The 25763-nt window shown below is 45.8% G+C and carries 16 protein-coding genes and 2 pseudogenes; 13 read left to right on the top strand and 5 right to left on the bottom strand.

Annotated features, from left to right (window positions below; all coding sequences use genetic code 11):
• Nucleotides 1-59: 59 nt before the first annotated feature.
• A complete protein-coding gene (locus QUA13_RS25670; RefSeq protein WP_333203078.1) occupies nucleotides 60-320 on the bottom strand; it encodes a hypothetical protein in 261 nt (86 codons plus the stop codon).
• A gap of 458 nt (nucleotides 321-778) precedes the next feature.
• On the opposite strand from QUA13_RS25670, the pseudogene QUA13_RS25665 reads away from it, so the two are divergent.
• The 8 genes and pseudogenes from QUA13_RS25665 to QUA13_RS25630 all read left to right on the top strand — a co-directional run bounded on the left by QUA13_RS25665 (nucleotide 779) and on the right by QUA13_RS25630 (nucleotide 11148).
• A pseudogene (locus QUA13_RS25665) lies at nucleotides 779-1105 on the top strand (DUF433 domain-containing protein).
• 56 nt (nucleotides 1106-1161) lie between these two features.
• Nucleotides 1162-1509 (top strand): DUF433 domain-containing protein, encoded by a 348-nt coding sequence (locus tag QUA13_RS25660; protein WP_333203076.1) that lies wholly within the window; start codon nucleotides 1162-1164, stop codon nucleotides 1507-1509.
• Nucleotides 1510-1512: 3 nt separating this feature from the next.
• Nucleotides 1513-1854, top strand: a complete 342-nt coding sequence (locus tag QUA13_RS25655; protein WP_333203074.1) for a DUF5615 family PIN-like protein — start codon at nucleotides 1513-1515, stop codon at nucleotides 1852-1854.
• A 101-nt stretch (nucleotides 1855-1955) separates the two neighbouring features.
• Nucleotides 1956-4535: a protein-arginine deiminase family protein gene (locus QUA13_RS25650; protein ID WP_333203072.1), complete on the top strand. Its 2580-nt coding sequence runs from the start codon at nucleotides 1956-1958 to the stop codon at nucleotides 4533-4535.
• 199 nt (nucleotides 4536-4734) lie between these two features.
• The gene (locus QUA13_RS25645; RefSeq protein ID WP_333203070.1) at nucleotides 4735-5658 is read left to right on the top strand and encodes a hypothetical protein; all 924 of its coding nucleotides are present in this window, start codon (nucleotides 4735-4737) and stop codon (nucleotides 5656-5658) included.
• A gap of 84 nt (nucleotides 5659-5742) precedes the next feature.
• Nucleotides 5743-8718: an L-glutamate gamma-semialdehyde dehydrogenase gene (gene pruA / locus QUA13_RS25640; protein WP_333203068.1), complete on the top strand. Its 2976-nt coding sequence runs from the start codon at nucleotides 5743-5745 to the stop codon at nucleotides 8716-8718.
• Between the two features lie 124 nt (nucleotides 8719-8842).
• A complete protein-coding gene (locus QUA13_RS25635; RefSeq protein ID WP_333203066.1) occupies nucleotides 8843-10516 on the top strand; it encodes a glycosyltransferase family 39 protein in 1674 nt (557 codons plus the stop codon).
• A gap of 152 nt (nucleotides 10517-10668) precedes the next feature.
• Nucleotides 10669-11148, top strand: a complete 480-nt coding sequence (locus tag QUA13_RS25630) for a hypothetical protein (protein ID WP_333192353.1) — start codon at nucleotides 10669-10671, stop codon at nucleotides 11146-11148.
• Nucleotides 11149-11279: 131 nt separating this feature from the next.
• Here QUA13_RS25630 and QUA13_RS25625 read toward each other — a convergent pair whose 3' ends face one another.
• Entirely contained in the window at nucleotides 11280-13325 is a 2046-nt protein-coding gene (locus tag QUA13_RS25625) for a S8 family serine peptidase (protein WP_333203064.1), read from the bottom strand.
• Between the two features lie 230 nt (nucleotides 13326-13555).
• On the opposite strand from QUA13_RS25625, the gene QUA13_RS25620 reads away from it, so the two are divergent.
• Nucleotides 13556-14605 (top strand): UPF0104 family protein, encoded by a 1050-nt coding sequence (locus QUA13_RS25620; protein ID WP_333203062.1) that lies wholly within the window; start codon nucleotides 13556-13558, stop codon nucleotides 14603-14605.
• 333 nt (nucleotides 14606-14938) lie between these two features.
• Nucleotides 14939-19498 (top strand): DUF4347 domain-containing protein, encoded by a 4560-nt coding sequence (locus QUA13_RS25615; protein ID WP_333203060.1) that lies wholly within the window; start codon nucleotides 14939-14941, stop codon nucleotides 19496-19498.
• A 117-nt stretch (nucleotides 19499-19615) separates the two neighbouring features.
• Here the strand turns inward: QUA13_RS25615 and QUA13_RS25610 are convergent.
• A pseudogene (locus QUA13_RS25610) lies at nucleotides 19616-19903 on the bottom strand (ATP-binding cassette domain-containing protein); the annotation flags it as partial.
• Nucleotides 19904-20138: 235 nt separating this feature from the next.
• Between QUA13_RS25610 and QUA13_RS25605 the strand changes: the two are divergent.
• From QUA13_RS25605 to QUA13_RS25595, 3 genes are all read left to right on the top strand, one after another.
• A complete protein-coding gene (locus QUA13_RS25605; protein WP_333203058.1) occupies nucleotides 20139-20696 on the top strand; it encodes a DUF1190 domain-containing protein in 558 nt (185 codons plus the stop codon).
• 280 nt (nucleotides 20697-20976) lie between these two features.
• Entirely contained in the window at nucleotides 20977-22284 is a 1308-nt protein-coding gene (locus QUA13_RS25600) for a glutathionylspermidine synthase family protein (protein WP_333203056.1), read from the top strand.
• Nucleotides 22285-22302: 18 nt separating this feature from the next.
• Complete coding sequence (locus QUA13_RS25595) at nucleotides 22303-23028, top strand: hypothetical protein (RefSeq protein ID WP_333203054.1); 726 nt, start codon at nucleotides 22303-22305, stop codon at nucleotides 23026-23028.
• A 147-nt stretch (nucleotides 23029-23175) separates the two neighbouring features.
• Here QUA13_RS25595 and QUA13_RS25590 read toward each other — a convergent pair whose 3' ends face one another.
• Nucleotides 23176-23925 carry an amino acid ABC transporter ATP-binding protein gene (locus QUA13_RS25590; protein ID WP_333203052.1) on the bottom strand — a complete coding sequence of 250 codons (750 nt, stop codon included), beginning with the start codon at nucleotides 23923-23925 and terminating at the stop codon, nucleotides 23176-23178.
• Nucleotides 23891-25354: an ABC transporter substrate-binding protein/permease gene (locus QUA13_RS25585; protein WP_333203050.1), complete on the bottom strand. Its 1464-nt coding sequence runs from the start codon at nucleotides 25352-25354 to the stop codon at nucleotides 23891-23893. Before QUA13_RS25585 ends, QUA13_RS25590 begins: the two co-directional genes overlap by 35 nt.
• Between the last annotated feature and the right edge of the window lie 409 nt (nucleotides 25355-25763).

The following is a 25763-nucleotide window of genomic DNA, read 5'->3' as shown; positions in this document are numbered from 1 at the left end:
AATATTTGCCAAAATGGAATTACCGTGCTGTTCCGACAATTGAGTAAATAGTGAAGTTATTAAATTTTCATTCCTAACACGATCGCACTTTCTTCCGGTGAGTTAGTAGTTCGCTCGAACTTCCCACTCTTCGGACTTGCTTGGATGTTGTTAGTTCGATCGACCGTTCGATCGCCCGCTTGCAAGTTAAAATTGTGTTGTTCAATCGCATTACTATTTTTAAATTTTCGATCTATTTCTTGAAATGACTTAGCCTGTTCGCAGCTTGTTAAGGATAATCCAATAAGGATAAAAATTCGGAAATAACAGGGCGATTTCACGATTTTTACTTCCATTTATGGAGAAAGCGACTAAATGAATATAGGACTGACTCGTGGGAAGGCAGAAACCGGGTTTTTTGCGAACATACTTCGTACACAGCGACCGATTCTTTAAAAAACGCGGTTTTTTTGGTCTGAGTGCGTAATTCCTGCGAATAATTTCTACAATAGCGGTGTATGATTTTCTCGATCGCACATTAATACGATCGTACCATTTTTTTCAAGTCGCAGCTACGGGTAAGGAATCAGTATTGCCGAGATATGGTAACAAAACGGGCGATCGCGCTGATTCAAACACTATAATCTAGCTAATAGATTGCATTCAAATTCTGTTGGTTAATTGCAGATATTTGTCAGGATACGGCAGTGCCGTATCCCTACCCGAATTGTTTGTAGGGACAGGGCACTGCGGTGTACTCTAACCTGGATGTTAATCAATCTCAATTAGATAGCAAACAATGACACTGAAAGAATTAGAAAAACAACTCCTTGCCTTAACTTCCGCTGAAAAAACTCAGGTAATACAGCTATTAGTTCAAAGTTTAAGCAATACTTGGCAAGGAATAGAAAAAACTCAGGGCGTGTGCGGTGGCGATGCTAGAATCGCCAAAACTCGCATACCTATTTAGTCGTTAGTAAATTATCGCCATCTGGGTGCAACAGATGTGCGAATTTTGCAAGATTTTCCTCATTTGAGTGCAGCAGATTTGGCAAATGCTTGGGCTTATGCTGAGGCACACCCAGAGGAAATTGAAGCAGCGATCGCGAGAAATGAGGAAGCCTAAAACATGGCGGAATTTTGCTATAATCTAACTAATATCAAATCCGATCGATCACACTTATGACTATACAAGAATTAGAAACTCAAGTCTTAACCTTAAATGCGGTTGATAAAGCTAAACTAATCAGCATCCTAACTCAAACTTTAACCAACGGTTCTCTAGGCATTAAAAAAACTCCTGGTGTGTGCGGAGGCGATGCCTGTGTCGGCAATACTCGCATACCAGTTTGGTCACTGGTGTGCGATCGACGTTTAGGTGCTTCCGATGGTATTATCCTAGAATCATTTCCCGATCTAACGGCCGCTGACTTGGTAAATGCGTGGGCTTATGCTGATGCTTACCCAGAGGAAATTGAACAGGCAATTAGAGAAAACGATGAAGTTATGGAAGAAAGCGAGGTTTATTAAAAGTTGGCAGGTTTTTACACAGATGAAAACTTCCCGCTAGCAGTGGTAGAATTACTGCGGGCTTTGGGTCACGATGTATTAACAGCGAGGGAAGCAGGGAATGCAAATCTTCAAATTCCTGACGAAGAGGTGTTAGCTTTTGCTGCGAGCAATTTTCGAACAGTTTTAACGCGAAATCGCCGTCATTTCATGCGATTACACATTCAAAACTCTGACCATAGTGGTATTGTGGTTTGCACGGAAGACCCAAATTTTGAAAGGCTGGCGACGCGAATTAATGAGGCTATTTCTGCGATTGATACTTTGAACGGTAAATTGATTCGAGTTAATCGTCCTTCGAAATGAAAAAAAGCCGATCGCCCCAACCCATCCTAAAATCTTACAATTAAATCCCCCATTGCTCCCAAGATTAGGTAAAATTATTGGCGTGTCTGAGGATAAACTATATGCGCTGGGTTCGATATATTGCGATCGCGATCGTCAATGGTTTCGGTGTCGTCATCGGTATTATTTGGGTTGCAGTCCCCACAACAGTGGCTCAACCTTCCCTAAACTACCAACTCGCACTCTCTGGGCGACAGCCAGACGGCGAAACTCCGCAATCCCTTTCCGAACTTTACAAATTGCGCGATCGGCTCCAAGTACAATTAGATAACCTTGCCAAAACTTCCGACAGCGCCCCGTTTCCTGCAGAACTTTGGAAATCAGCAATCCACCGCCAGCAATCCCAAACTCTGACGCAGCAACTCCAAAACGTTCAAATTCAGATTCAAATAGAAGAAAGAGCCAAATATAATTGGGACGATGCTGCTAAATTAGCCGCCCAAGCAGTCTTAATTGGACGCACTTCTAATCCTTCTTCTGCTACCTGGGAACAGTCCCAGCGGCTGTGGCAGTTGGCTATCAATACGCTGCGACTCATTCCTCACGATTCTTTTTTGGCCGATCGGGCGATCGACAAAACCATCGAATACCAAGGAAACCTCAGTGTCGCTACCTATGAAATGCAAGTTGCACGTTCTGTTGAGAAAATTAGAGCCGAGGAAGAAGAGATAAGAGAGCGAGCCAGAAAAGAGCAAGAGAAAAAAGATCTAGCTCGTCGAGAAATAGAGAGAAAAGAGCAAGAGAAAAAAGATCTAGCTCGCAAAGAACTAGAAAGACAAGAATTTCAAAGGCAAGAATTAGCCAGACAAGAACTAGAAAGACAAGAGTTTCAAAGGCAAGAATTAGCCAGACAAGAACTAGAAAAGCAAGAATTAGCTAGAAAAGAATTAGAAAGGCAAGAACTACAAAGGCAAGAACTAGCTAGACAAGAACTTGAGAAGCAAGAACTACAAAGGCAAGAATTAGCCAGACAAGAACTTGAGAAGCAAGAACTAGAGAGAAATCAGCAAGCAACTTCTCAAGCAACTCCTGAATCAACTGCAACACCAACTATCGCCCCAGTTACGCCCGCAGCGTCCCCGTCGAACTTTTTCTTTGCGGGAGATACCAACAGAGATGGCCAAATCAACGAGCAAGACGAAGCCGGAAAAGAACAATGGTCTTTGTCCAACGGCGCGCTAATTTTATTTAACGATCGCAATAACGATCGCGGCAAGATACCGACTTGGCAACAAACCAAAGTTAGCACTCCCCGCCGTGCAGCAATGCTTTCTCAAGTTAACTTAACACTGTCTGAAAACTTCAAAACCTCCCAATTATTTATTACTGCTGACAGCATTGCCAGCCCTCACATCAGCGTCTTCCAGAAGACGGGCGACGGGTGGCAACCTGTAGATATATCAGGTGCTAAACCTCTAGTTTTCAGCACGAATATTGTTTTAGGTGTGGAAGCAAAACAATTTGCCGATCGCAATTGGAACGGCACTGTTAATCTCAAAGCAACTGCCCAAAACAACGGTCAAGAAATCGCCTCCACAACCATCCAAATGGGCGTTAGTCCTTGGATGATAGCGCCCAACACAGCGCCAGTAACCGAAGTTCAAGTCAGCGACAGAGGCTCGGTAAACAGCGAATTTATCTCGCAACTAAAACAAGCAGTAGAACCCACGGGCGCTCAAGTAAAAATTCTCCAGGGCGATCGCACTTGGATGCAAGATACCCAGAAAAATGGCTACGTTCAATTGCCAGAAAAATCGGATATACGCCTGTTTAATGTAGCCCTAAAAAGCAATAGCGATCCAGAGAAAAACCCGCCTGTTAAATCAACTCAAAACCGGGATTTGAAAGTAGTTAAAATTGGCAATCCTCGTTCTTTAGACCCTGTAAGTCAGTGGTCTGACGGATACGGCAATTTGCAGGTTACACCGCCGATTCCCGGACACCCAATGGGTCGAGTTTATTACGGGAATTCGGGAAATGCTAGTTTTAATCCAGAGGTACTTGATTTTATTCAAGCTCAGAGAATTCAAGGGCCGCCAGTGGATATTGATACTTCTTGGCTTTTGACTCGCCAAGTAGATGAAATTATCAATTTTATTCCCACTCAAACTCCCGGACAATATGTAATGGCGATCGCCAGTCCAGAAGCAGGAGTTAAGCTGTTGGAAGAATTGGAGGGAAGAGGTTACGGCGATGTGACGGTCAATCGCGGTTTGAGCACTCAAACAACTGTCAGCGCCGCCTTGAAAAACCGTGCTTTAATTCAACACAATCTCTATTTGCAAAATCAGAAACTTAATCCGATTATAGAGAAATTGAAAAGAGAGTTTTTACTCGGAGACGACCAAATTATTCAAGTTCCGGTGATGTTTGGCTACAGCGGTTATGCTTGGTGGCCGAATATGGTCAATTCGGTGCCAGTTAACGGCAAGTTGTTAGTTTCAAATCCCCGCGGGCCAATGATTGAGGGGGTAGATTACACTCAGGAAAGATTGCGCCAACTGCTGCTTCCTGCTGGCGTCAGCGTTAGTTTTCTGGATGACAGGTATTATCAAGAATTGAAAGGAAACGTGCAGTCGGCGACGAATACTGTGAGGAAGCCAGAAGACCGGCCTTTTTGGCAATCTTTGCCTAATAATTGAGCCCAGTAGTAATTTGCGATCGCAATTTGTACTCAATATTTACGGAAAATTGGTAAATTGCGATCGCCCCAGCAGATAGATTTCTCGACCGACACGGAGGGCATTTTGTCAAGAGCCTTGCCGTATTGGTACAGTGCAGGCGATCGCACCAGTAACGTAAAATGTCTAACAGCGGTCTTTGTAAAATAAATTTAGCCCCATGAGCGACGAACAGGAAAAAAAACAAATTTTGACTCAGCAACCGGAAACAATTTCCACTGCCAGCGATGAGTTCGATCGCAGTGCAATTGACAGGACAGATTCAACTTCCGCACCAGCAGAAACTCCCGCAGAAATTGTCGCGCCCGAAGATATTTCAACGCCAATCGACGAAGCCGAAACAATTTCAATTGCCGCCGATAGCGCGCCGGAAACAACTCAACTTGCAAGTTATCCGGCTTCAACAATTCCAACTGCCAACCCCGAGCCCAAACCAGCTCGCTCCTGGCAAATATTAGCAGTTTTTCTCAGCGGAATGTTAGTCGGTTCCGTCCTTAGTCTCGGCAGTTTGCTAGCGTGGAGAATGTATCAGGAAAGAGCGAACCTTCAAATCAAACTACCCGCTGACGTACCCCTCCCCGAAAGCCCTCCGCCTGTCGCCACAGCCCCCGCCAACCGCCGGCCCGCACTTCCCCCTGCCCCTGGAAGAGGACTGCCCGCCACAATCCCTCCGTCGCCCAGTCCCACTCAAATACCCTCTGTGTCTGGCGTTCCGCAACTTGCTTCCCCCTCGCCGTCGTCTTCTCCTTCTCCTTCTCCTTCTCCTTCTCCCGCTGCGGTTGAAACCCCTGTAACTGAGCGAGTTAACTTTCAAGCCGGTGCTACGGGAACTATTCTGAGCAGTAGTTTGCGAGCCAACATATCAAAGCGCTACTTAGTGGAGTGCAATAGCGGCCAAAGCATGACAATAAATGTTCAAGAAGGTCAAGTTAGCGCAGCAATTATTGCTCCTAACGGCGAAAATGTAGGTACTGCTGACAGCACAGGTCAGTGGCAAGGTCAACTAACCAGTAGCGGCGATTATACTATTGAAATTTCAGGCGATCGCCAAGCAAACTACCAAGTTAAAATTGAAGTCAAATAGCAACTATAATTGTATCAGGGGGTAGTTACAAAATACATAAAGTCCCCCTGTAGCTAATTACAAATTACCAATTACTTATTACCAATGATCGCACAAGTATCTGAAAACATCTACGAAGCAAAAACCCAGGAAATTGCCAAAGAAATACTGCGGGTAACTCAAGAGAAAAAGCGCTCTTTTTTCGGTCAACTCCAAGACCAAATGCGCTGGGACGACAAACTGATGGATTGGGCGATGGCTAACCCCGGACTGCGGGTGCAGTTGTTTCGATTTATTGACTGTTTGCCTGCCCTCCGCAGCAGGCCGGAAATTGCGCGCCACCTGCAAGAATACCTGACCGCTGAAGAGGTAGAATTGCCCGAAGCATTGAAAAAATTGCTCAACTTTGCTAACGCTGATTCGGTTCCGGGTCAATTGGCGGCGACGACGGTTGCGCCTGCTGTGGAAACTTTGGCGCACAAGTATATTTCTGGGGAAAATATCAAGCAGGTAATTAAAACCTTAGAGCGACTTCGCAAAGATAAAATGGGTTTTACAGTTGACCTTTTGGGGGAAGCTGTCATTACTGAAGCGGAGGCGCAAATTTATCTTAACCGCTATTTGGAATTGATGGAGGAACTGGCGAATGCAGCGAAGAATTGGTCGCAGGTAGATGCAATTGATAAAGCTGACGGCGAAACTCTGCCGCGAGTGCAAGTATCGGTAAAGTTAACGGCTTTTTATTCTCAGTTTGACCCGTTGGATGCTAAAGGTAGCGAGGAGAAAGTAAGCGAGAGAATTCGCCTGTTACTGCGCCGCGCTAAGGAATTGGGAGCGGCAGTTCATTTCGATATGGAACAGTATGCTTACAAGAGTTTGACTCTGAGCATTCTCAAAGACTTATTGTTAGAAGAAGAGTTTCGCAGTCGCACGGATATCGGAATTACATTGCAAGCATATTTGCGCGACAGTGCCCAAGATTTGCGAAACCTGATTGCCTGGGCAAAAAAACGCGGAAATCCGGTGACAGTGCGGCTGGTAAAAGGCGCTTACTGGGATCAGGAAACTATCAAAGCGATGCAAAAAGATTGGCCGCAGCCGGTCTACAATGACAAAGTTGCTACCGATGCCAATTTCGAGCAGATGACGCAGTTGCTGCTAGAAAATCACGAATATTTGTATGCAGCTATTGGCAGTCATAACGTACGATCGCAAGCGAGGGCGATCGCCATTGCTGAAACTCTCAACATCCCGCGCCGCCGCTTTGAAATGCAGGTACTGTACGGCATGGGCGACAAATTGGCTAAGCTTTTGGTCGATCGGGGTTATCGCGTCCGAGTCTACTGCCCCTACGGCGATTTGCTGCCGGGAATGGCTTATTTGATCCGCCGTTTGCTGGAAAATACCGCCAACAGTTCTTTCATCCGGCAAAGTTCCGAAGAAATGCCGATCGAACAATTGTTAGCGGCGCCCGTTGCTAACGGAAATGACCAGCTAGTTTACAGCAAAGTATTTCCCAACGTTGCCGATACCGACTACGCCAATACCAAATTGCGGCAACAAGCAGAAACAGCCATCAAATCAGTGCGCGCCAACTTAGGTAAAACCTATTTACCGCTAATCAATGGCGAGTACCAAAATACTGAAGCAACAGTTAACTCTCTCAACCCTTCCAATCCCACAGAAGTAGTCGGCAAAATCGGATTGCTTTCCGAAGAACAGGCAAAACAAGCCCTTGAAGCAGCAAAATCAGCCTCCACCAGTTGGCGAAAAACCCCCGTCCGCCAGCGCGCCGGCGTCCTCCGCAAAGCCGCAGAGTTGATGGAACAAAGACGGCACGAACTGTCAGCTTGGATGGTGTTTGAAGTCGGGAAACCCGTCAGAGAGTGCGATGCCGAAGTCTCCGAGGCTATTGATTTTTGTCGGTACTACGCCGACGAAATCGAACGGTTGGAACAAGGAAAAAATTACGACGTAGCCGGAGAAACCAACCGCTACAGCTATCAGCCGCGCGGCATTTCTTTAATCATTTCACCTTGGAATTTCCCCCTCGCAATTCCTGTGGGAATGACAGTTGCATCGCTGGTGGCAGGGAATTGTACTTTGCTCAAACCTGCGGAAGTTTCCTCAGTAATTGCAGCAAAAATCACAGAAATTTTGCTAGAAGCTGGCATTCCCAAAGGCGTATTTCAATACGTGCCTTGCAAAGGTTCAACAGTCGGCGCTTACATGGTGAAACACCCCGACGTTCACATGATTACTTTCACCGGTTCTCAGGAAGTTGGCTGTCAGATTTATGCCGATGCTGCGATTTTGCAGCCTGGACAAAAACACCTGAAACGAGTAATTGCGGAAATGGGCGGCAAGAATGCAATTATTGTCGATGAAAGTGCGGATTTAGACCAAGCAGTTGCAGGCGTAGTTTATTCGGCATTTGGATACAGTGGCCAAAAGTGTTCCGCTTGTTCGCGAGTAATTGTAGTCGAATCGGTGTACGATAATTTTGTGGCAAGATTGGTAGAAGCGACGCGATCGCTCAATGTCGGCCCTGCAGAAAATCCCGGCACTCAAGTCGGCCCTGTGATCGATGCAAATGCCCATTCGCGCATCCGCGAATACATCGAAAAAGGTCGCGCCGAAGCTAAGATAGCTTTAGAAATGCCGGCACCGGAAACCGGTTATTTTGTCGGCCCAGTCATTGTTACGGAAGTATCGCCGACAGCAACTCTCGCCCAAGAAGAAATTTTCGGCCCAGTTTTGTCGGTGATTCGGGCAAAAAATTTCAGCGAAGCGATTGTTATTGCTAACGGTACGAATTTTGCTTTAACCGGCGGATTGTATTCTCGCACGCCTTCGCATATCGATCGAGCCGCATCCGATTTTGAAGTCGGAAATCTGTACATCAATCGCGGAATTACCGGCGCTGTGGTATCGCGGCAACCTTTCGGAGGATTCAAACTTTCGGGAGTTGGTTCTAAAGCTGGCGGGCCGGATTATTTGCTGCAATTTCTCGAACCCCGCACCATAACTGAAAATATTCAGCGGCAGGGTTTTGCACCGATTGAAGGAGTGGATGATTAATCATTCCTTTGTTGGCAGTGAGGACTGAAGTCCTCACTTTGGCTGTTAAGTTGGTAGGGTGCGCAATGCGCACCTTACGGGTGGGGTAACAGAAAAAATTTCTGCGATATGAGCTAGTTATAAAATGGAATCTACGAAAGATAGCGATCGGCTAAATTTTCAAAACCCTTCACTTGACAAGTGGCTGCGATTTTTAATTATAGCCGTATTAGTAATCGGCATTTTATTTCGGTTCGCCAATCTCGATCGCAAATTTTACTGGCTCGACGAAACATATACTTCTTTGAGAGTTTCTGGCTACACCGAAGCCGAAATAATCAAACAAATTTCGTACCAGAAAATAACCTCGCCCTCAGATATACAAAAATATCAGCAGCTAAATTCCGAAAAAACTTTAAGCGATACCCTGAATTCTTTAGCAACAGAAGACCCCCAACACCCGCCGCTGTATTACGTACTAGCGCGATATTGGGCGCAGTGGTTCGGCAGTTCCGTTGCAGCAATGAGAAGTTTGGCCGCCGTCATTAGCTTGTTAGTATTTCCCGCAATTTATTGGCTGGCTTGGGAGTTATTTGAATCTTCAACAGTGGCGTGGATGGCGATCGCAATTTTCGCAATTTCTCCCTACCACATCTTGTTTGCCCAAGAAGCAAGACAGTACAGTTTGTGGACAGTAACTACTATTTTATCCAGTGCAGCCTTGCTGCGAGCAATGCGCCCTGACGAAAATCAAAATCCTGTCGCCCTGGTTCTTGCCTGGGCGCTTTATGCAGGCACAGCAACACTGGGATTGTACACCCACTTGTTATTTGTCTGTGTCGCCGCCGCCCACGCAATCTACGTCGCTGTCATTGCCAACTGGCGCGATGTTAAAACATTCATTGCCTATTATGTAGCAGCTTTAATCGCCTTAATCGGCTTCATGCCTTCCCTCATAAATACTGTTGAAAACTTCAATCAAATTAGAAGCACAACAGCATGGGCAGAACAGACCAATTTCTTAAGATTAGTCAGCAGGTGGATTGGTTCCGTCACCATAGCATTTTTTGATATTGGCATTGATGGAACTGCCAACGCCACACAACTAGCCTTGCTAATCCCAGTTGGCATAATGATTTTAGCTTTAGTCGGCTATGCCCTTTATTTTCTGTGCCGACATACACCAAAGAGAGTGTGGTTGATAGTATTGTTATTAATTGCAACAACAGCTTTGTTTTTAGCAGTACCTGATATAATGAAAGGTGGGAGGCGATCGGCAAATCCGCGATATTTAGTTCCTTGTTATGTGGGAATTCAGCTAGCAGTGGCTTACCTACTGTCTGCGAAAATTAGTAACAATTTGGATAACTTCAAACAGCAAAAACTGTGGAGAATAGTTATAGTTGCACTGTTTGCCGCAGGTCTTATATCCGGTGGAGTTAGTTCTCAAAGAGACACTTGGTGGAATAAAGGCAGCGGCTGGCTTCGAGCCGAATTACAAGTAGCTGAGACTGTAAATCAAGCCAGCAATCCCCTAATTATCAGCGATGCCCCGATCGCATATATGATGCCTTTAAGTTATCACCTAAAACCAAAAGTAAAACTGCTAATAGAACCCCGCTGTTACACTTCTTGCTACAAAAATCGAAAATTGGCACTCAAAAAACCGCAACCCTCGAAAATTCCCGATGGTTTCAGCGATTTGTTTTTATACAGACCGTCCTCAACTTTGCGATCGGCAATTCAGCAACAAAACTATCAAATAGATCCCGCTGACGCTAATGTTGAGCTCAATCTCTGGAAAATTACCAAAAAATAACCTAAAAAATTAAGGCAAAAAATGTCTTATTTACCGAGACCTACTGCCCAGAAAATGGTTTTTTGGAAGTATGTCGCAAGTATAGTTCAATGGGGTTGTTTTTCGCGTTAAGCTAGAAGTTAAGAAGCAAAAAATAACATAAAAAATCTACAATGACAGTCACTGAAACCTCGAATATTCGCAAACTGCTGTGCGATCCAGACTTAGGGCTAATTCCTCACCTAGAGAAGTGCCTGAAAGACTTGCACTCGTCTGCGATCGCCAGCGGAGAGAAATTCAAGGTAGAACCTTATGATATAGAACTCAAAAGCTGCCATACCCAGAAACATCCCAACGACCAAAAACCCATCGTCACCCAGTCAGTGTTAATAAAAATCCCCCTGACAGGGAAAGTTGAAGACAAGATGCAACTATATCTGATCGCAACTGAGTTGCAAAACCAAATCGACATCAAAATTATCGAATGGAGTGCCTTAGAACGCCGCCAATACGACATTCAGGGCATCCCCTTAAAGCAGCCCATCACCAAAATAGACGGCGAGATGAATTACGATTTAGTATTCGATCGACCAAACTACTGCTGCATCACCCTGTGCCGCCAATTTGATTTAAGTTACGCCGCCAATTTTTAATACCAATTCCCAAAAGTAGGGACACGGCAATGCCGTGTCCGACGCGCGGAGTAGGACACGGCATTGCGTGTCCCTACTGTTAATAATTGGTATAAGATTGAGGATTGTAGATCGATCGCACAAAATCAAATTCAAACAGCTCGATTGGCAGTTTCCGCAAGAATCCTCTTAATTTCAGCAGGACTCAGATTCGGATTAGCTTGCAACATCAAAGCTATCACCCCAGCTACCTGCGGCACAGCCATTGAAGTACCCGCAAAATATTGATAGGGAATCCCCGGTTCAGAAAGCGGCACAGTTGAATAAACGTCACCAGAATCAGCCGTGCCACCGTCGCCGCCCGGAGCAACAAAATAATTAATTGCCTGCGCACCCGCCCGGTTAGAATAATCTGCAAACAAGCCGTTCCGGCTAACAGCACCGACAGCAATTCCTACCTCATTGGCAAACCTAGCCGGATAATCCACCTCCGGGCGAGCATCATTTCCCGCCGCCGAAATCACGATCGCCCCTTGAGCTTCAGCGACTCGAATAGCATCCAATTCTTCTTCATTCAACTGGAGACCGCCCAAACTCACATTAATTATCTTAGCTCCATTTGCCACCGCATAATTAATCGCATTAATTTCATCCCTAATTTTCCCCACCCCCTCCTCATCGAGTATTTTCACAGGCATAATCTTCGCAGTTGGAGCCGTTCCAGTAATCCCAACCCCATCTTTTTTCGCAGCAACTAAACCCGATATATGAGTGCCGTGACTGTTATCATCCATCGGGTCATTATCGCTGTTGACAAAATCCCAACCCCGGAAATCGTCAACAAAGCCATTGTTGTCATCATCAACCCCGTTGCTAGCTTTATTGCGACCGGCCACGTCAACACCGCTTTCTCCCGCATTGCTCCAAATATTCCCCGTCAAATCCGGGTGATTGTAGTCAACTCCGCTGTCGATAACTGCCACCACAATTCCGTCTCCAGTAAAACCCTGGGCCCAAACTTCTGGAGCTTTAATTAAATCTCTGCCCCACTCGTCGCCGCCCAAGTCGGGAACATCAGGAAAAGTTGCAGTACCTTGAGCTTTAGCAACTGCCGCCGCTGCATTCACCAAACCGAACCCAAAACGAGAGTCAAAACCCTGCAAGTTGCTCGGATTGTTAGGAGAAACAGTTGCAGGAGTTGCAGACAGATTTAGGTTAAAGTTTGTACTGCCTTGGTATTGATAAACTCGGACAAAGTAAGTGCCTGCTGCCAAAGCGTTGAGGTCGATCGACTCCGGCGATAAATCCGGTTCTTGAGAAGCAGCAATAATATCGGTAAAGTCAATAGAATTGTCGCCGTTAATATCTTTAATCACAGCAACGTCAACATCCGCCGTCAAACCGCTGACAGTTAATTTAAAGTCGCTAGTTGCAGGCAAAGTAAAGCGGTAAAGACCGTCTGGCCGGGCGTTGCTAACCGAGTCTGCGATCGTTTGAGTGCCGCCCAAAACGCCTAAATCGCGAGCTTGATCCAGTTGGTTGCCCAATACGGTAGTTGCAGAGATGAATGTACTGGCGAGGTCTTGTGGAGATGCGTTGGCTACCAAGCCTAAAATAGCATTGGATTGGCGAATTTTAATTAATGTATTGGAAATACCCGGGGCGATCGAGATTTCTTCGAGAATCAAGTCAGCTTCGGTAAGATTGTCAGTCAGTCCGATCGAATCCACAAAACTGTTAAAGTCAGTAATAATGTCTGCTGTCGCCGGATCGGAGACTGCGGAGTTGCTGCGGAGGACAAAGGTATCTGGGCCCAAACCCCCTGTCAGCGTATCTTTGCCCCCATCGCCCACTAAAACGTCGCTGCCGCCGCCGCCGTTGAGGCCGTCCTCTCCCTTACCTCCCTGCAAGGTATCGCTGCCGGCATCGCCAAACAGGATGTCGCTGTTGACACCGCCGTTTAGCAAATCGTTGTCCGCACCCCCGAACAGGGTATCGGAATTGCCAGCGCCGAGAATGCGATCGTTACCATTATCACCGCTGATGCGATCGGCATCCGACGCACCCACAATAAAATCGTTGCCTTCGAGGGCAAAAAGTCCGTTAGGATAAGGAGTCAAAAAGCCTGGTGTTAAAGTTAAACTATTGGGGCTATCGTCTAAAAGATACGAAAGACCATCAGAAGTCGGGCCGACCATAAAAATATACTCCTTAAATACGAGCTCTCTAAATTTTAAAGTTTAAATATCAATAGTCGGGACAAAATTTCGATATGAGGTGCTGGTAAACGAGAAAATGCGGGTTCCAGGGTTCAAGCGGGAACGAAATATCAATGCTTCCAACGTTCAAAAAAAACAGTCTGGAGTATTGAAATATGAAATAGTGGTTAAGAAAGCAGTCATCCCAAATTCAAAATCGGGATCGGAAAATGGGAAAACAACACTTGCATCGAATTAAGAATTTTTTAAATCTCGCGAAATCGCATTTAAAGCCTTATTTGCGCTATGTGATTTTGGGCGGGACGTTTTTATTTATTGCCAAAGCTTTTTTAACTCACTGGCGAGAAGTCGCGAATATCCAAATTCGAGCCGAAAGTTTTCCGTTGCTGGCGATCGCCCTTGGCGTCACTTTATTTTCTCTAATTTTTGTCGGCTGGGTGTGGATGTTGATTTTGCGGGAATTCCGCCAACCTGTAACTGCCGCCTGGGCAATTCAAGTTTTTCTCAAAACTAATATTGCCAAGTATTTACCGGGGAATATTTGGCATTTTTGGGGTCGAATATTGGACGCAAAAAAGGCTGGTATTTTTCCGAAAGCTGCTACTCTCAGCGTGTTGCTGGAACCGCTGCTGATGGCTTCTGCTGGCGTGCTGATTGGGTTGATTTGTTTTGATAAAATCAATTGGTTGTTGCGGCTTGTCGGTTGTGCTGCTATTTTGACGGCGATTCATCCCCGAATTTTAAATCCGATCGTTCTGTTTGTAGAGCGGTTGAAGTTATCAAAGAATAATGGGGAAAATTCAAAGACTGGGGAGGCTGCCGGCGAGGGACTAAATATTCCTACAGAGTCTACTTCAAATATAGCTAAAAAAACATCGAATGTCAAGTCACGCCGCAAAATTAATTTGCCAATAAAACGCTATCCTTTAGTGCCGTTAATCGGACAAATGTGTTTTATCGGATTGCGGGGCTGCGGATTTTTGCTAACTGTAACGGCTTTAACTCCGGTGAACTTTAGCAATATTCCCAACTTGTTCGGTGCTTTTTGTTTTGCGTTTGTTGTCGGTTTAGTCGTACCCGGAGCACCGGGGGGAATGGGAGTATTTGAAGCAACGGCGATCGCCCTGCTGTCCGATCGCTTTTCTACGGGTATAATTTTGAGTGCGGTGGCTTTGTATCGGATAATTAGCATTCTGGCGGATGTTTCCGGTGCATTTTTAGCGAAGCTCGATCGGCAGCGCGATCGGCGCAGTAAGTGAGTGGGAAAATATATGAGGCTAGCGGACTTCCCCCGATTAGGAGGAGTCGAAAATATGTATTTTTATTAAGATTTTTTGCATACGTACGTATGCTGGGTATAGTTGACGTAATAAAAAAAATCTCAACTCATTTGTTTAGGCTACTAAGAAAAAAAGCCACAAACAATAGAGTCTGAATCAATAAATTTAAGACCTGCCAACAAACCGAGTTGCTATCATAAAATCCAAAATTTTAGGTATTTCTACTGTGAAAAAAACGGTTTTTTTTAGTTCCGGTGTGCTTGTCCTGAATTTATGAAAAATTGTTAACTTTAGGCTATAGGGTACACAGCCATGATACCAGTTTTATCAGCAGGAGCGATCGAACTTCCGAATCAAATTAACACGAGCAATGGGAGTTTTGGGGAAAAGAGCGATCGTACCCATAACCCCAGTACAATAGTATTTATCGATGCGGCAGTAGCAGAGTATCAAACACTTCTAGATGGAGTGAAATGGGGAGTAGAAGCAATAGTTATCGACTCTCACAGAGATGGAGTCGAACAAATTAGCGAAGTGCTAGCTAATCGTACTAATATTGACAGCATTCATCTAGTTTCCCACGGCGAACCGGGAAGCTTGCAACTCGGTGAAACCAGACTGTCTGTTGATAACCTAGAAGCTTATAGCCAGCAATTTCAGCAATGGCGACGCGCTTTAACAATTGATGCAGACATCCTGATTTACGGCTGCAATGTAGCAGCATCCCGCCCTTGTCAGAAAGTCCGCCAGGGAATAAATTCCCTGTCTCAAAGCGAAAGTCGGTTGAAACCGACTAAAAACAATTTCATTAAACAGTCCTCTTTAGAGGACTTTTGCTATGAGACGGGGGTTGAAACCCCCGGCGGAATCAAGGGCGAACTAGCCTTAGAATACTTTGGTGAAACGAGAATTGAAACCTCCAGCGGACTGGATGAACAAGTCGTAGATGGTAAGCACTTACTCCACCGCATTGCATCCCTCACTGGTGCAAATATCGCCGCATCCAAGCATCTCACAGGGACTGCAAAATTAGGAGGGAATTGGGAACTAGAAGAAAAAATCGGCAACATTAAATCGCCCCTAGCATTCGAGTCAAACGCGATGCAAAATTACGCGTCTGTTTTGACTACCTATAGTGTTACTGATACTTTAGATGGCGCTACGGGTTCTCTGCGAAATGCGATCGAACAAGCCAATTCCAATCCCGGATTAGACACAATTAACTTTAACATTCCCGGCACTGGCCCTTATACCATTACCCTTAATCAAGCCTTACCTGTCATCACCAGCCCAGTTATTATCAATGGCAAATCTCAACCTGGATATGCTGGAAAACCGATAATTGAACTAAATGGCAGTTTAGTACAACAACCAGCCTCATCTGCCAATTATATTTATATTAATGGTTTAGATTTAGGCAAAAGCCCTTTTGGTGGCGCAGAAGATTCCAGTGGCAGTACCATTCAAGGATTGGTTATTAACGGATTTGGAAAGGGCGGAAATTCCGGCTTAGGTCACGGCATTGGAGTACAGACTAACAACAATACCATCCAAGACAACTACATTGGTACTGATATTAGCGGTACGACTGCTGTAGCCAACACTTTAGCTGGGATCAGAATCCAAAGTTACACTCAAAACAATCCTCCTAATGTCACCCCCATAACAGGCAATATTATCTCGCGCAACGTCATTTCTGGCAACGAAGGTATTGGGGGTATATTTATTGCTGGACCAGGGTCAGGGGGAGTCACCAACACCAAAATTACTGGCAATTACATCGGGACTGATGCCACGGGGACAATAGCTTTAGGTAACAAGGGTGATGGCATTTTTATCTTAGGCCAAAACTCGAATAATACTATCGGCGGCACTGCACCTGGAGAAGGTAATATCATTGCTAACAATAATCGCAGCGGTATGGAGGTTGCTAGTAAAAATGCCACCAGTAACACTATTCAAGGCAATAGCATTTTTAACAACAAACGATTAGGAATTGACTTAATCGGTAATAATGGTGTCACTTCCAACGATTTAGGCGACGCCGATACAGGCAGCAACAACCTGCAAAATTACCCGGTTCTGACCTCAGTTAGCGGCAACACAGTTAGCGGCATTCTCAACAGCACTCCTAATGCCAATTTCCGCGTAGAATTTTTTGCAAATACCAGTTATGACCCCGCAGGCGCAGGTCAAGGTCAAACTTTCCTCGGCTTCCAAGACGTTACTACAGATAGCGCTGGCAATGGTAATATCAACTTCGCCTACACTCCAGTAGCAGGCAAACCGATTCTAGCTGCTACTGCTACTAATAAAACCACAGGGGATACCTCGGAATTTTCTCGTCGCAATCAATCTCCTATTAATTCAATACCGGGAAGAACCACAACCACTACAACTAACCCGAATAACATTACCATCAACAGCGGAGACTTCGTATATAACGTTTTAGCGACACCCTATCCGTCTGCTATTGACGTTTCAGGTGTAACAGGAAAAGTAGACAGCGTTACCATCACTCTCAACAATGTTCAAACTTCTAACTCTGCCAATGGTGGACCGCAGAACATCAACCTCTTGCTAGTTGGGCCCGAAGGACAAAATGTGGTGTTAATGTCTCACGTTCCATCTGAACCACTCAACAACGTCACGCTGAAGTTGGATGATAATGCAGCCTCTTTTCTTTCTAGTTTTCCTGTTGTTACAGTACCAACTATCGCTTCAGGAGCTTACAAACCGACCAACTATTCACTGAGCGGTTTTCTTGATGTTTATCCCTTTTTGTATAACGATACGCCAACGCCAACACCGACAGGGGCACCAGAAGGGCCTTACGGTTCGACTCTTTCTGTTTTTAATAAAACTAACCCCAACGGCACTTGGAAATTGTATGCAGTTGATGCCAACCAAGAGAATAGTAAAGCTTCCAATGCTACTACTCCAGGAAATATTGCCAGTTGGAGTGTAGACATTTCGACTGATATTGGCAAAGAAGCGACGACTCAAAATACTCCTCGCATCTTCTCTGCTAGCAACGGCAATAGTATCTCTGTATCGGATGCAGATAGCGAGTCGGTGGAAGTTAATCTCAGCGTTACCAGCGGCACTCTTACACTCAAATCGCTGACGGGAGTTACCGGATCGGGGAATGGCAGCAACAGCCTAATTTATACCGGAAAAAAGGCTGATATTAATGCTGCTTTAGAGGGTTTAACTTATACGCCGAATCTGAACTTTAGTGGCACCGATACGCTGACTTTGACGACAAACGATCGCGGATCTCCAGAATTAGGCGGTGCTCAAACCGATACCGATCGTGTGGATATTACCGTCAACCCACTACCTCCGACACCAACTCCACCAACGCCAACTCCACCGACGCCAACTCCACCGACGCCAACTCCACCAACGCCAACTCCACCGACGCCAACTCCGACTCCGACGCCAACTCCACCGACGCCGACTCCAACGCCGATTCCAACGCCGACTCCTGCGGAAACTCCGACGCCGACTCCACCAACGCCAACTCCGACTCCTGCGGAAACTCCGACCCCAACTCCACCAACGCCGACTCCTGCGGAAACTCCGACGCCGACTCCACCGACGCCAACTCCGACTCCTGCGGAAACTCCGACGCCAACTCCACCAACGCCGACTCCTGCGGAAACTCCGACGCCGACTCCACCAACGCCGACTCCTGCGGAAACTCCGACGCCAACTCCACCGACGCCGACGCCGACTCCTGCGGAAACTCCGACGCCAACTCCACCGACGCCTGCGCAAACTTCTACTCCGACGCCGACTCCAGCAGAAAATCCGACGCCAACTCCGACTCCTGCGGAAACTCCGACACCGACTCCGACACCAACACCAACGCCTGGGGAAACTCCGACCCCAACACCGACGCCAACACCAACGCCGACGCCTGCGGAAACTCCGACCCCAACACCGACCCCAACACCATCAGTACCCGTGGTTACACCAGGAAGTGATACTGATTGCATTTGCAATACTATTGAGTATCCAAAAGCCGATCGCCCAAACCAAGCTGACAACATTATCAACGGCAATGGTAGCGAGGAAATTCAGTTTGGCACGTCAAAAAATGATGCTTTTTACGGCAGTCCAAATCGGAATATTTTTGATGCGGATTTAGGCGATGATAACCTCTACGGCGGTGAAGGCAACGACCTCCTTTACGGCAACCGAGGCAATGATTTTATTGACGGCAACAAGGGAGATGATATCCTTTTTGGCGGCAAAAGTAATGACATCATCCTTGGCCATGAAGGCGAAGATATCATCTTCGGAAATCGCGGCAATGATTCAATAAATGGTAAAGAAGACAACGACTTAATTTTGGGCTGTGAAGGTGATGATTTTATCGACGGTGGCAAAGGCAGCAATCTCGCATTTGGAGGCAAGGGAAATGATATAATCTTTGGCAGCGAAGGCGAGGATTCTCTCTACGGCGATTATGGTAATGATACCCTCTGCGGAGGTGCTGGCAATAATTATCTGAGTGGAGGTGCTGGCAATGATTTGCTAGACGGGTGCGAGGGAAATGATACTTTGATTGGTGGCAAAGGTAATGATACTCTGATGGGCGGTTTGGGGGATGATTGTTTAATTGGAGGTGCTGGAAGCGATCGCTTTTTACTGTCTGCCAATTCTGGTATCTATATTATTGCCGATTTTGAAGCTGGAAAAGATTTGCTGATGCTAGCTAATGGCTTGACATTCGAGCAACTAACTGTTACTGAAAATAGCGGTGCAACCTTGATTCAGTTTGGGAAAACAGGAGAAATTATAGCTGCTTTAAACGGAGTTTCTGCTAGCATAATAAGCGCCAGTGATTTCACTTTCATTTAAACAGGCTGGCGTTGCTTAATCAGGGTATGAAAAAAATAACTTGAAAATCCCGAAGTTTTGTAGATACTGGTTTCTCTGACTTGCATATTTGCCCTTCATACCTTAAATCAGCAACGCCAAAAACAAAATCCGGTGGGTGACTTCCCGCGCAAAACCCATTTCGTGAGTTACAATTGCCATTGTAATTCCAGTTTTCGTCAAAGCTTTCATCACATCTAAAACTTCTTTAACCATTTCAGGATCGAGTGCAGAAGTCGGTTCGTCCATCAACAAAATTTCCGGTTCCATAGCCAAACAGCGAGCGATCGCCACCCGCTGTTTTTGTCCCCCCGAAAGCTTAGAAGGATAAACCTGGGCCTTAGTTCGAGAAATCCCTGAATCTGGCAATGTAGTAAAAGCTATAATCAAAGTCCTGAGTGCCAACTCACAGACTTAGGTAAATTACTTGAACTTTGGCTGACAGTGTAAATCCAATCATCTCAGTGGCAGCCAATTCATCACATTACAGGTTCTTTGAAATAATGACTCGAACCTCCGGTTAGCCATGACTCATAACAACAATAGAACGACAACAATTCGTTACCTTCTAATTACATCAGGTGTACTGGGGATCAGTGGATTAGGCTATCTTGCTTATACCATGTTGCAGCAACCCAACGAAGTACGCTACTACGAATCCGAACAGCAATGTATTGTAGATGCGACGAACCAAAGCAACGGGTTCACAAAAGAGCAGTGTCAGGCCCAGTTCCGGTACGCCATGCAGGAATACGAACGCATTACGCCCGTGTATCGCACGCAGCCAGAATGCCAAGAAGACACAGCAAGCATTTGCTCGCAGGTATCGAATTCCAGCGTTGCTACCCCCGGATGGCGACCAGACTTCGGCGGCTTCTATTTCACCGATGATGTCGATGATGATGCCCCTCCAACAGTGGTCAACGGCGGCTCCAGCGGCTCCTACACGGTTTATCCAGTGCAACCCGTTTATCGCTCCAACATCGGAATTGTAACTCCAGAGAGAACCCAGATTACTCGTCCCCTACAGGGCATACCGCTAGATTCTCCCTACTTTTTCTCCAGTCGCGACACCCCAAATCGCCCCCCAGGCCACGCAGCTCAGGGAACCATCAAGGGACGAGGGAGCTTTGGTAATGCTGTCCGCTCCACGGCTCCTTTGGGAAGCGGAGGCAAGTGATATCGATTCCGGTTGCACCGTCCGCATTGTTGACTGTTGACTGTTGACTGTAGAAGGAGGGGTCAAAAAAATGAATATTGCGCGAATTATTTGTTGGCCTCGGGATTCGACTTTACGCCCGACGATGAAGCGCGGATTTGATATCATTCCGGCGCAGCCGGAATAGATATGATGCAAGCATTTTTGAGCGGCGATTCATCCCACAACTATTTTTTCTCTAGTTCTTTTGTCTGTTTTTGTAGATCCTTGAGTTCCACACCACTAGCAAGGCGCTTCATCCATGTATCCCTTTTTGTTTCAGCGACGACGCAACTGGCAGCAGCACGTATTAGATAACGCCTACCAATGTCAGCCTCTTGCAGACATCAACCAACGCTACTGGGCAGAAGCCTTAGACCGTCCCTTTGGGGTGATGTTTTCGCGCCAGGAAGAGGCGAGGATCTGGGATGCTACTGAGGCTCTTTGGGATATGTGTCGGGAGTTTTTGGACTGGTTTTTTACCGCTGATGGCCTAGAAAATCGGATGAAAAAACTCGCTATTCCCCCTGCTTTCTGGGAAGCAATTCAGGTTTCGTGGGATCGGGTTGACGAAGCAGAAGATATGTCTCTTTATACCCGTTTCGATCTTGCCGTCACTGAAGATGGAAAAATTAGCCTTCTAGAAATCAACGGCGAAACTCCTCTCTTGGGTGCAGAAACAGTCTATCAATGGCTGTGGTTAGATGACATGAAAAAAACCAGCCGAGATTTGCGATCGCTTCCCAACGATGCCAATCAGTTCAACAATTTTTGGGACGAAGTTGCGGGTCGATTCCGCACTCTAAGTCGTCATTATGATTTAAAGCAGTTCGGCCTGAGCTTGTTAATTGACGAGCATCTGTCAGAAGATACCGAGATGGCAGGACAACTGGTCGAAATTATTAATCAAGAATTGGGAAACGATCGCTTTTTTACCCAACTTGTAGGATTGCGCAACCATCTGGGCGTGGATGAAGAAGGATTTTTTGTCGATCAATTCAACAATCGGATATTGCGGCTGTGGAAAATTGTCGATTGGCTGGATTTGCAAATCGCAAGCGAATCCTTTAACGCAGATGAAGCCCTAGCATCGCGCCTGATAGCAGGGGACGTGAAAATCATTGAACCGCTGTGGAAACAGATTTTAAGCAATAAAGGATCGATGGTGTGGATGTGGGAATTATTTGGCAACCACCCAGTGTACGCTCAATTCTTGCTACCCACTTTCTTCACAGATACTATCTCGATCGAATCCACAGCATTACTGACCCAAATGCACGTCAAAAAGCCCCTCGTCGGTCTAGAAGGTGTTGGGGTTTCTATTGAAACAGGCGATTTTGTTGCCGGAGCCGTTCATACCCGCGAGGCGATGGGCTACGATCGCGAAGGATTCATTATTCAGTCCTATCAACCCTTGCCTGAATATTTTGGCTATCACTTCGTCGTAGGTTCCTGGATTGTCGGCGATACTCCATCCGGCATCGTATTGCGCGGAGATACCAATCCGATCACCGGACGACATTGCTTAATCGTTCCGCATATCGTGAGCGATCGTCTGGTAAATACTTAACTTCTAATCAGAAAAACTATGAAATTACAAACTCATGATGTCCGGGGAATTCCGATTCTTAGCAGTGAGTGGAGTGTAGATGAATTTATTGCCGATGAGTTGAAAATTCCCGAAGTCGCGCCTACAATTCAGGCTGGATTTATGGATCTCCTCAGCCGAGATGTGTTCTCTGAGGGAGACAGTCAGCCACTCTACGAGCATCTGCTATCTCGCAGTTCGGAGTTCTCGTTAGAATTCATGAGTGCGATCGAACTTTGGCTGCAAGACGAATTACGGCACTACGTTGCTCTACGTAAGGTCTATCACATGGTATCAGGTTTGTCCCCAGAGGCGATCGACCAAAAAAACCAGAGTCGGGTGCATGAACTCGAACCGATCTCGTTTCTGATTGAGAACGAATTCACCATTCTAGTTGGTTTAATGTTTGACGAAATGGGTTCCGTGTGGTCTTATCACCGGGATATTAAGGAATTCTACCAACACTATGGGAACGGCTTTGCTCGCGTAGGACATTTGGTGACGCAGGATGAGGGGCGGCATTTTAGGAATGCTGCGACTCTCATCCAACATCGCCATCCCGACAAAATCGATCGGATCGAACCCTTATTAGAAAAGATTAGCGAGATGGAAGCCAATCTTGCTTATTATCCCAAGACTTTCTTTCTCGATCACGCTCAGGAAAGAAACCGCTTTCCAAAAGATTTTAATACCCAGGTGATTCAAAGAATTCTCTCCTGTTTCTAACAGAATTACCAAGTTAATCATCGGATCGACATTATTATACTTTCCGTGGCTATCGAGCATCTCCAACCTGACGCACTCTACCGCAACTGTCTCTTTCTCCTCTAACTCTGTCTCCTCTGCGGTTAAAAATTCTAATTATTATATGAATTAAAGCATTTTTTCCAGAAATTGCTTAGCGCGATCGCACTTCGGGTTATTAAAAAACTCCTGCGGCGGCACATCTTCCGCCACCTTTCCACCATCCAGAAACAATATCCGGTGGGCGACTTCCCGCGCAAAACCCATTTCGTGAGTTACAATCGCCATCGTAATTCCCGTTTTTGTCAAAGCTTTCATTACATCTAACACTTCTTTAACCATTTCTGGATCGAGTGCAGAAGTCGGTTCGTCCATCAACAAAATTTCCGGTTCCATAGCCAAACAGCGGGCGATCGCCACCCGCTGTTTTTGTCCCCCCGAAAGCTTAGAAGGATAAACCTCAGCCTTATCTGACAAACCCACTTTTTCCAGCAATTCTAACCCCTTCAGACGCGCCTCATCCTTAGCCACCTGCTTCACCTTTACAGGCGCATACATCACATTTTGCAGCACAGTCATGTGCGGGAACAAGTGGAAATGCTGAAAAACCATCCCCACTTTCTGGCGGATTTTCATAATATCTGCCTTCGGCAAAGTAATATCCACCCCGTCAATGTAGATCTTTCCCGAAGTCGGAATTTCCAGTAAATTCAAACACCGCAAAAAAGTAGACTTGCCGCACCCCGAAGGGCCGATAATGGCAATCACTTCTCCTTGATGAATCTCAGTAGTTATCTCGCGCAAAACCTTCAGATTTCCAAAAGATTTATACAGGCGATCGACCTTAACTGCTAGTTTGGAGTCTGCGTTCGAGTACATTGGCCCCCCAAGTTAAACTAAGCACCATCAAATAATAAATTGCGCCGACAAATATCAAAGGTTCAAAGTAAATATACTTTTCTGCTCCCACAATTGTAGCCCGGCGCAGCAAGTCTTCTACGCCAATTACTGAAACTAAAGCTGAATCCTTCAGCAAAGCAATACTTTCATTCACCAATGCAGGCAAAATATTTTTCAACGCTTGCGGCAAGATAATATCCCCCATCATCAGTTTGTAGGGAACACCAAGCGATTCTGCGGCTTCTTTTTGACCTTTATCTACGGCTTGAATTCCGGCGCGGATTGTTTCGGAAATATAAGCCCCAGAATTCAGGAAAAAAGTAATCACGCCAGCTTGCAGGGCAGATATATTATAGCCCGTAAGCTGCGGCGTTGCAAAATAAACTAAAGTCAACTGCAAAATTAGCGGTGTTCCGCGAAAAATTGAGGTGTAAGCAGTGGCAAACCAGAACAGCGGTTTAATGCTAGAAATCTTAAACAGAGACAGGACGATTCCCCAGAGAAATCCGAGAAATGCCGACAGCAAGGTAAAAGTTAGAGTTACCCCAATCCCGGACAAAATATAAGGCAAACTCGGCAAGATTTTGCCAAAATCTAACCCGAACTTGGGCGCTACCGGAGGCTGATTTGCTTGAGCAGGTTCTTGTGGAATTGGTCGAGAAAACCACTTAGTAGCTAGTTCCTTAATTTGACCGCTGGCTTTCATTTGTTGGAGGACTCGGTTGAATTCTGGAACTAATCTCGAACCTTTGCCAAAGGCGATCGCCGAACCGCTTTCTTCAGTATTCGGGATTGTGTTAAATTCCAAGTCCGGGTTCGCTGCGGCATAACCCGTAGCGACAGTATCCTCAATCACTCCCGCCGCGAGCCGATTTGATTTAATTTCTTGAATGATGTCAGGAATCCTATTCAGAGGAACCAGTTGCACCCCGGCCATTTTTTTCACAGCTTCCTGCTGAATGCTTCCGAGTTGAACGCCTACTTTTTTCTCCGCTAAATCTTCAGCTTTGGTCAAGTTGCTGCCTTTATTGGCGACAATTGTATTTTGAGCTTCGTAGTAAAGGTCAGAAAAATTAACATTTTTTTTCCTTTCTGCTGTGGGAGTCATTCCAGCCATCACAAAATCGGCTCTTCCCGCCTGCAAAGCGGGAATTAAGCCGTTAAAATCCATGCCAATTACTTTCAGCTCGTAGCCCAATTCTTTAGTAATATATTTGGCAATTTCGATGTCAAAACCGATGATTTCGTTGCCGCTAACAGCCGTATCTTTAAATTCATAGGGCGGGTAGTCTGGGGAAGTTGCGAGTGTTAAAGTCTTGTTGGCTTGCGCGTAGCTGGCGATCGCAATTAAGCAAAAGGCGATCGCGATCGCCGCAGCCAGCATTGATTTTAATTTTAAACGTTTCATATCGAACATTGTCCTAAAAAATCCCCTCGCCCAGAAAATATACCACAAATCGGAATCAAGTCACCATTGTAAAGGAAGATATACTCCTGGAGGCATGGGTTGCCATAAACCGGGTTTGATGGACAAACAAACTGCATAATTAGCCTTTAACAAGGGTAAAAAACCCGGTTATAAATGTATTAATGCGCCCAGGGCTAAAGATAGATAATTGTGCCACTAACTTATACAGCGGTTCCCGCTGTAATTTGGTACAATAAATAATAACAAAATATCATTTTGTATTCAAAACTAATGAAAGCATATTCCCTCGATCTCCGCAAAAAAATAGTGATAGCACATTTGGTTCAAAAAATGTCAATTAGGAAAGTATCCATCACGTTTGGTGTCAGCAAAAGTCTTGTCCAAAAAC

The organism is Microcoleus sp. S28C3 (genome assembly GCF_036700785.1).
In the GTDB taxonomy this organism is placed as follows: domain Bacteria; phylum Cyanobacteriota; class Cyanobacteriia; order Cyanobacteriales; family Microcoleaceae; genus Microcoleus; species Microcoleus asticus.
This window is presented reverse-complemented; position numbering and strand designations above follow the sequence as displayed.

Bases quoted from the DNA above. Each gene is read 5' to 3' on its own strand.
- QUA13_RS25660 (WP_333203076.1), top strand. From the start codon at position 1,162: ATGACTATACAAGAATTAGAAACTCAAGTCTTAACCTTAAATGCGGTT.
- QUA13_RS25650 (WP_333203072.1), top strand. From the start codon at position 1,956: ATGCGCTGGGTTCGATATATTGCGATCGCGATCGTCAATGGTTTCGGT.
- QUA13_RS25645 (WP_333203070.1), top strand. From the start codon at position 4,735: ATGAGCGACGAACAGGAAAAAAAACAAATTTTGACTCAGCAACCGGAA.
- pruA (WP_333203068.1), top strand. From the start codon at position 5,743: ATGATCGCACAAGTATCTGAAAACATCTACGAAGCAAAAACCCAGGAA.
- QUA13_RS25635 (WP_333203066.1), top strand. From the start codon at position 8,843: ATGGAATCTACGAAAGATAGCGATCGGCTAAATTTTCAAAACCCTTCA.
- QUA13_RS25630 (WP_333192353.1), top strand. From the start codon at position 10,669: ATGACAGTCACTGAAACCTCGAATATTCGCAAACTGCTGTGCGATCCA.
- QUA13_RS25625 (WP_333203064.1), bottom strand. From the start codon at position 13,325: ATGGTCGGCCCGACTTCTGATGGTCTTTCGTATCTTTTAGACGATAGC.
- QUA13_RS25620 (WP_333203062.1), top strand. From the start codon at position 13,556: ATGGGAAAACAACACTTGCATCGAATTAAGAATTTTTTAAATCTCGCG.
- QUA13_RS25615 (WP_333203060.1), top strand. From the start codon at position 14,939: ATGATACCAGTTTTATCAGCAGGAGCGATCGAACTTCCGAATCAAATT.
- QUA13_RS25605 (WP_333203058.1), top strand. From the start codon at position 20,139: ATGTTGCAGCAACCCAACGAAGTACGCTACTACGAATCCGAACAGCAA.
- QUA13_RS25600 (WP_333203056.1), top strand. From the start codon at position 20,977: ATGTATCCCTTTTTGTTTCAGCGACGACGCAACTGGCAGCAGCACGTA.
- QUA13_RS25595 (WP_333203054.1), top strand. From the start codon at position 22,303: ATGAAATTACAAACTCATGATGTCCGGGGAATTCCGATTCTTAGCAGT.
- QUA13_RS25590 (WP_333203052.1), bottom strand. From the start codon at position 23,925: ATGTACTCGAACGCAGACTCCAAACTAGCAGTTAAGGTCGATCGCCTG.
- QUA13_RS25585 (WP_333203050.1), bottom strand. From the start codon at position 25,354: ATGAAACGTTTAAAATTAAAATCAATGCTGGCTGCGGCGATCGCGATC.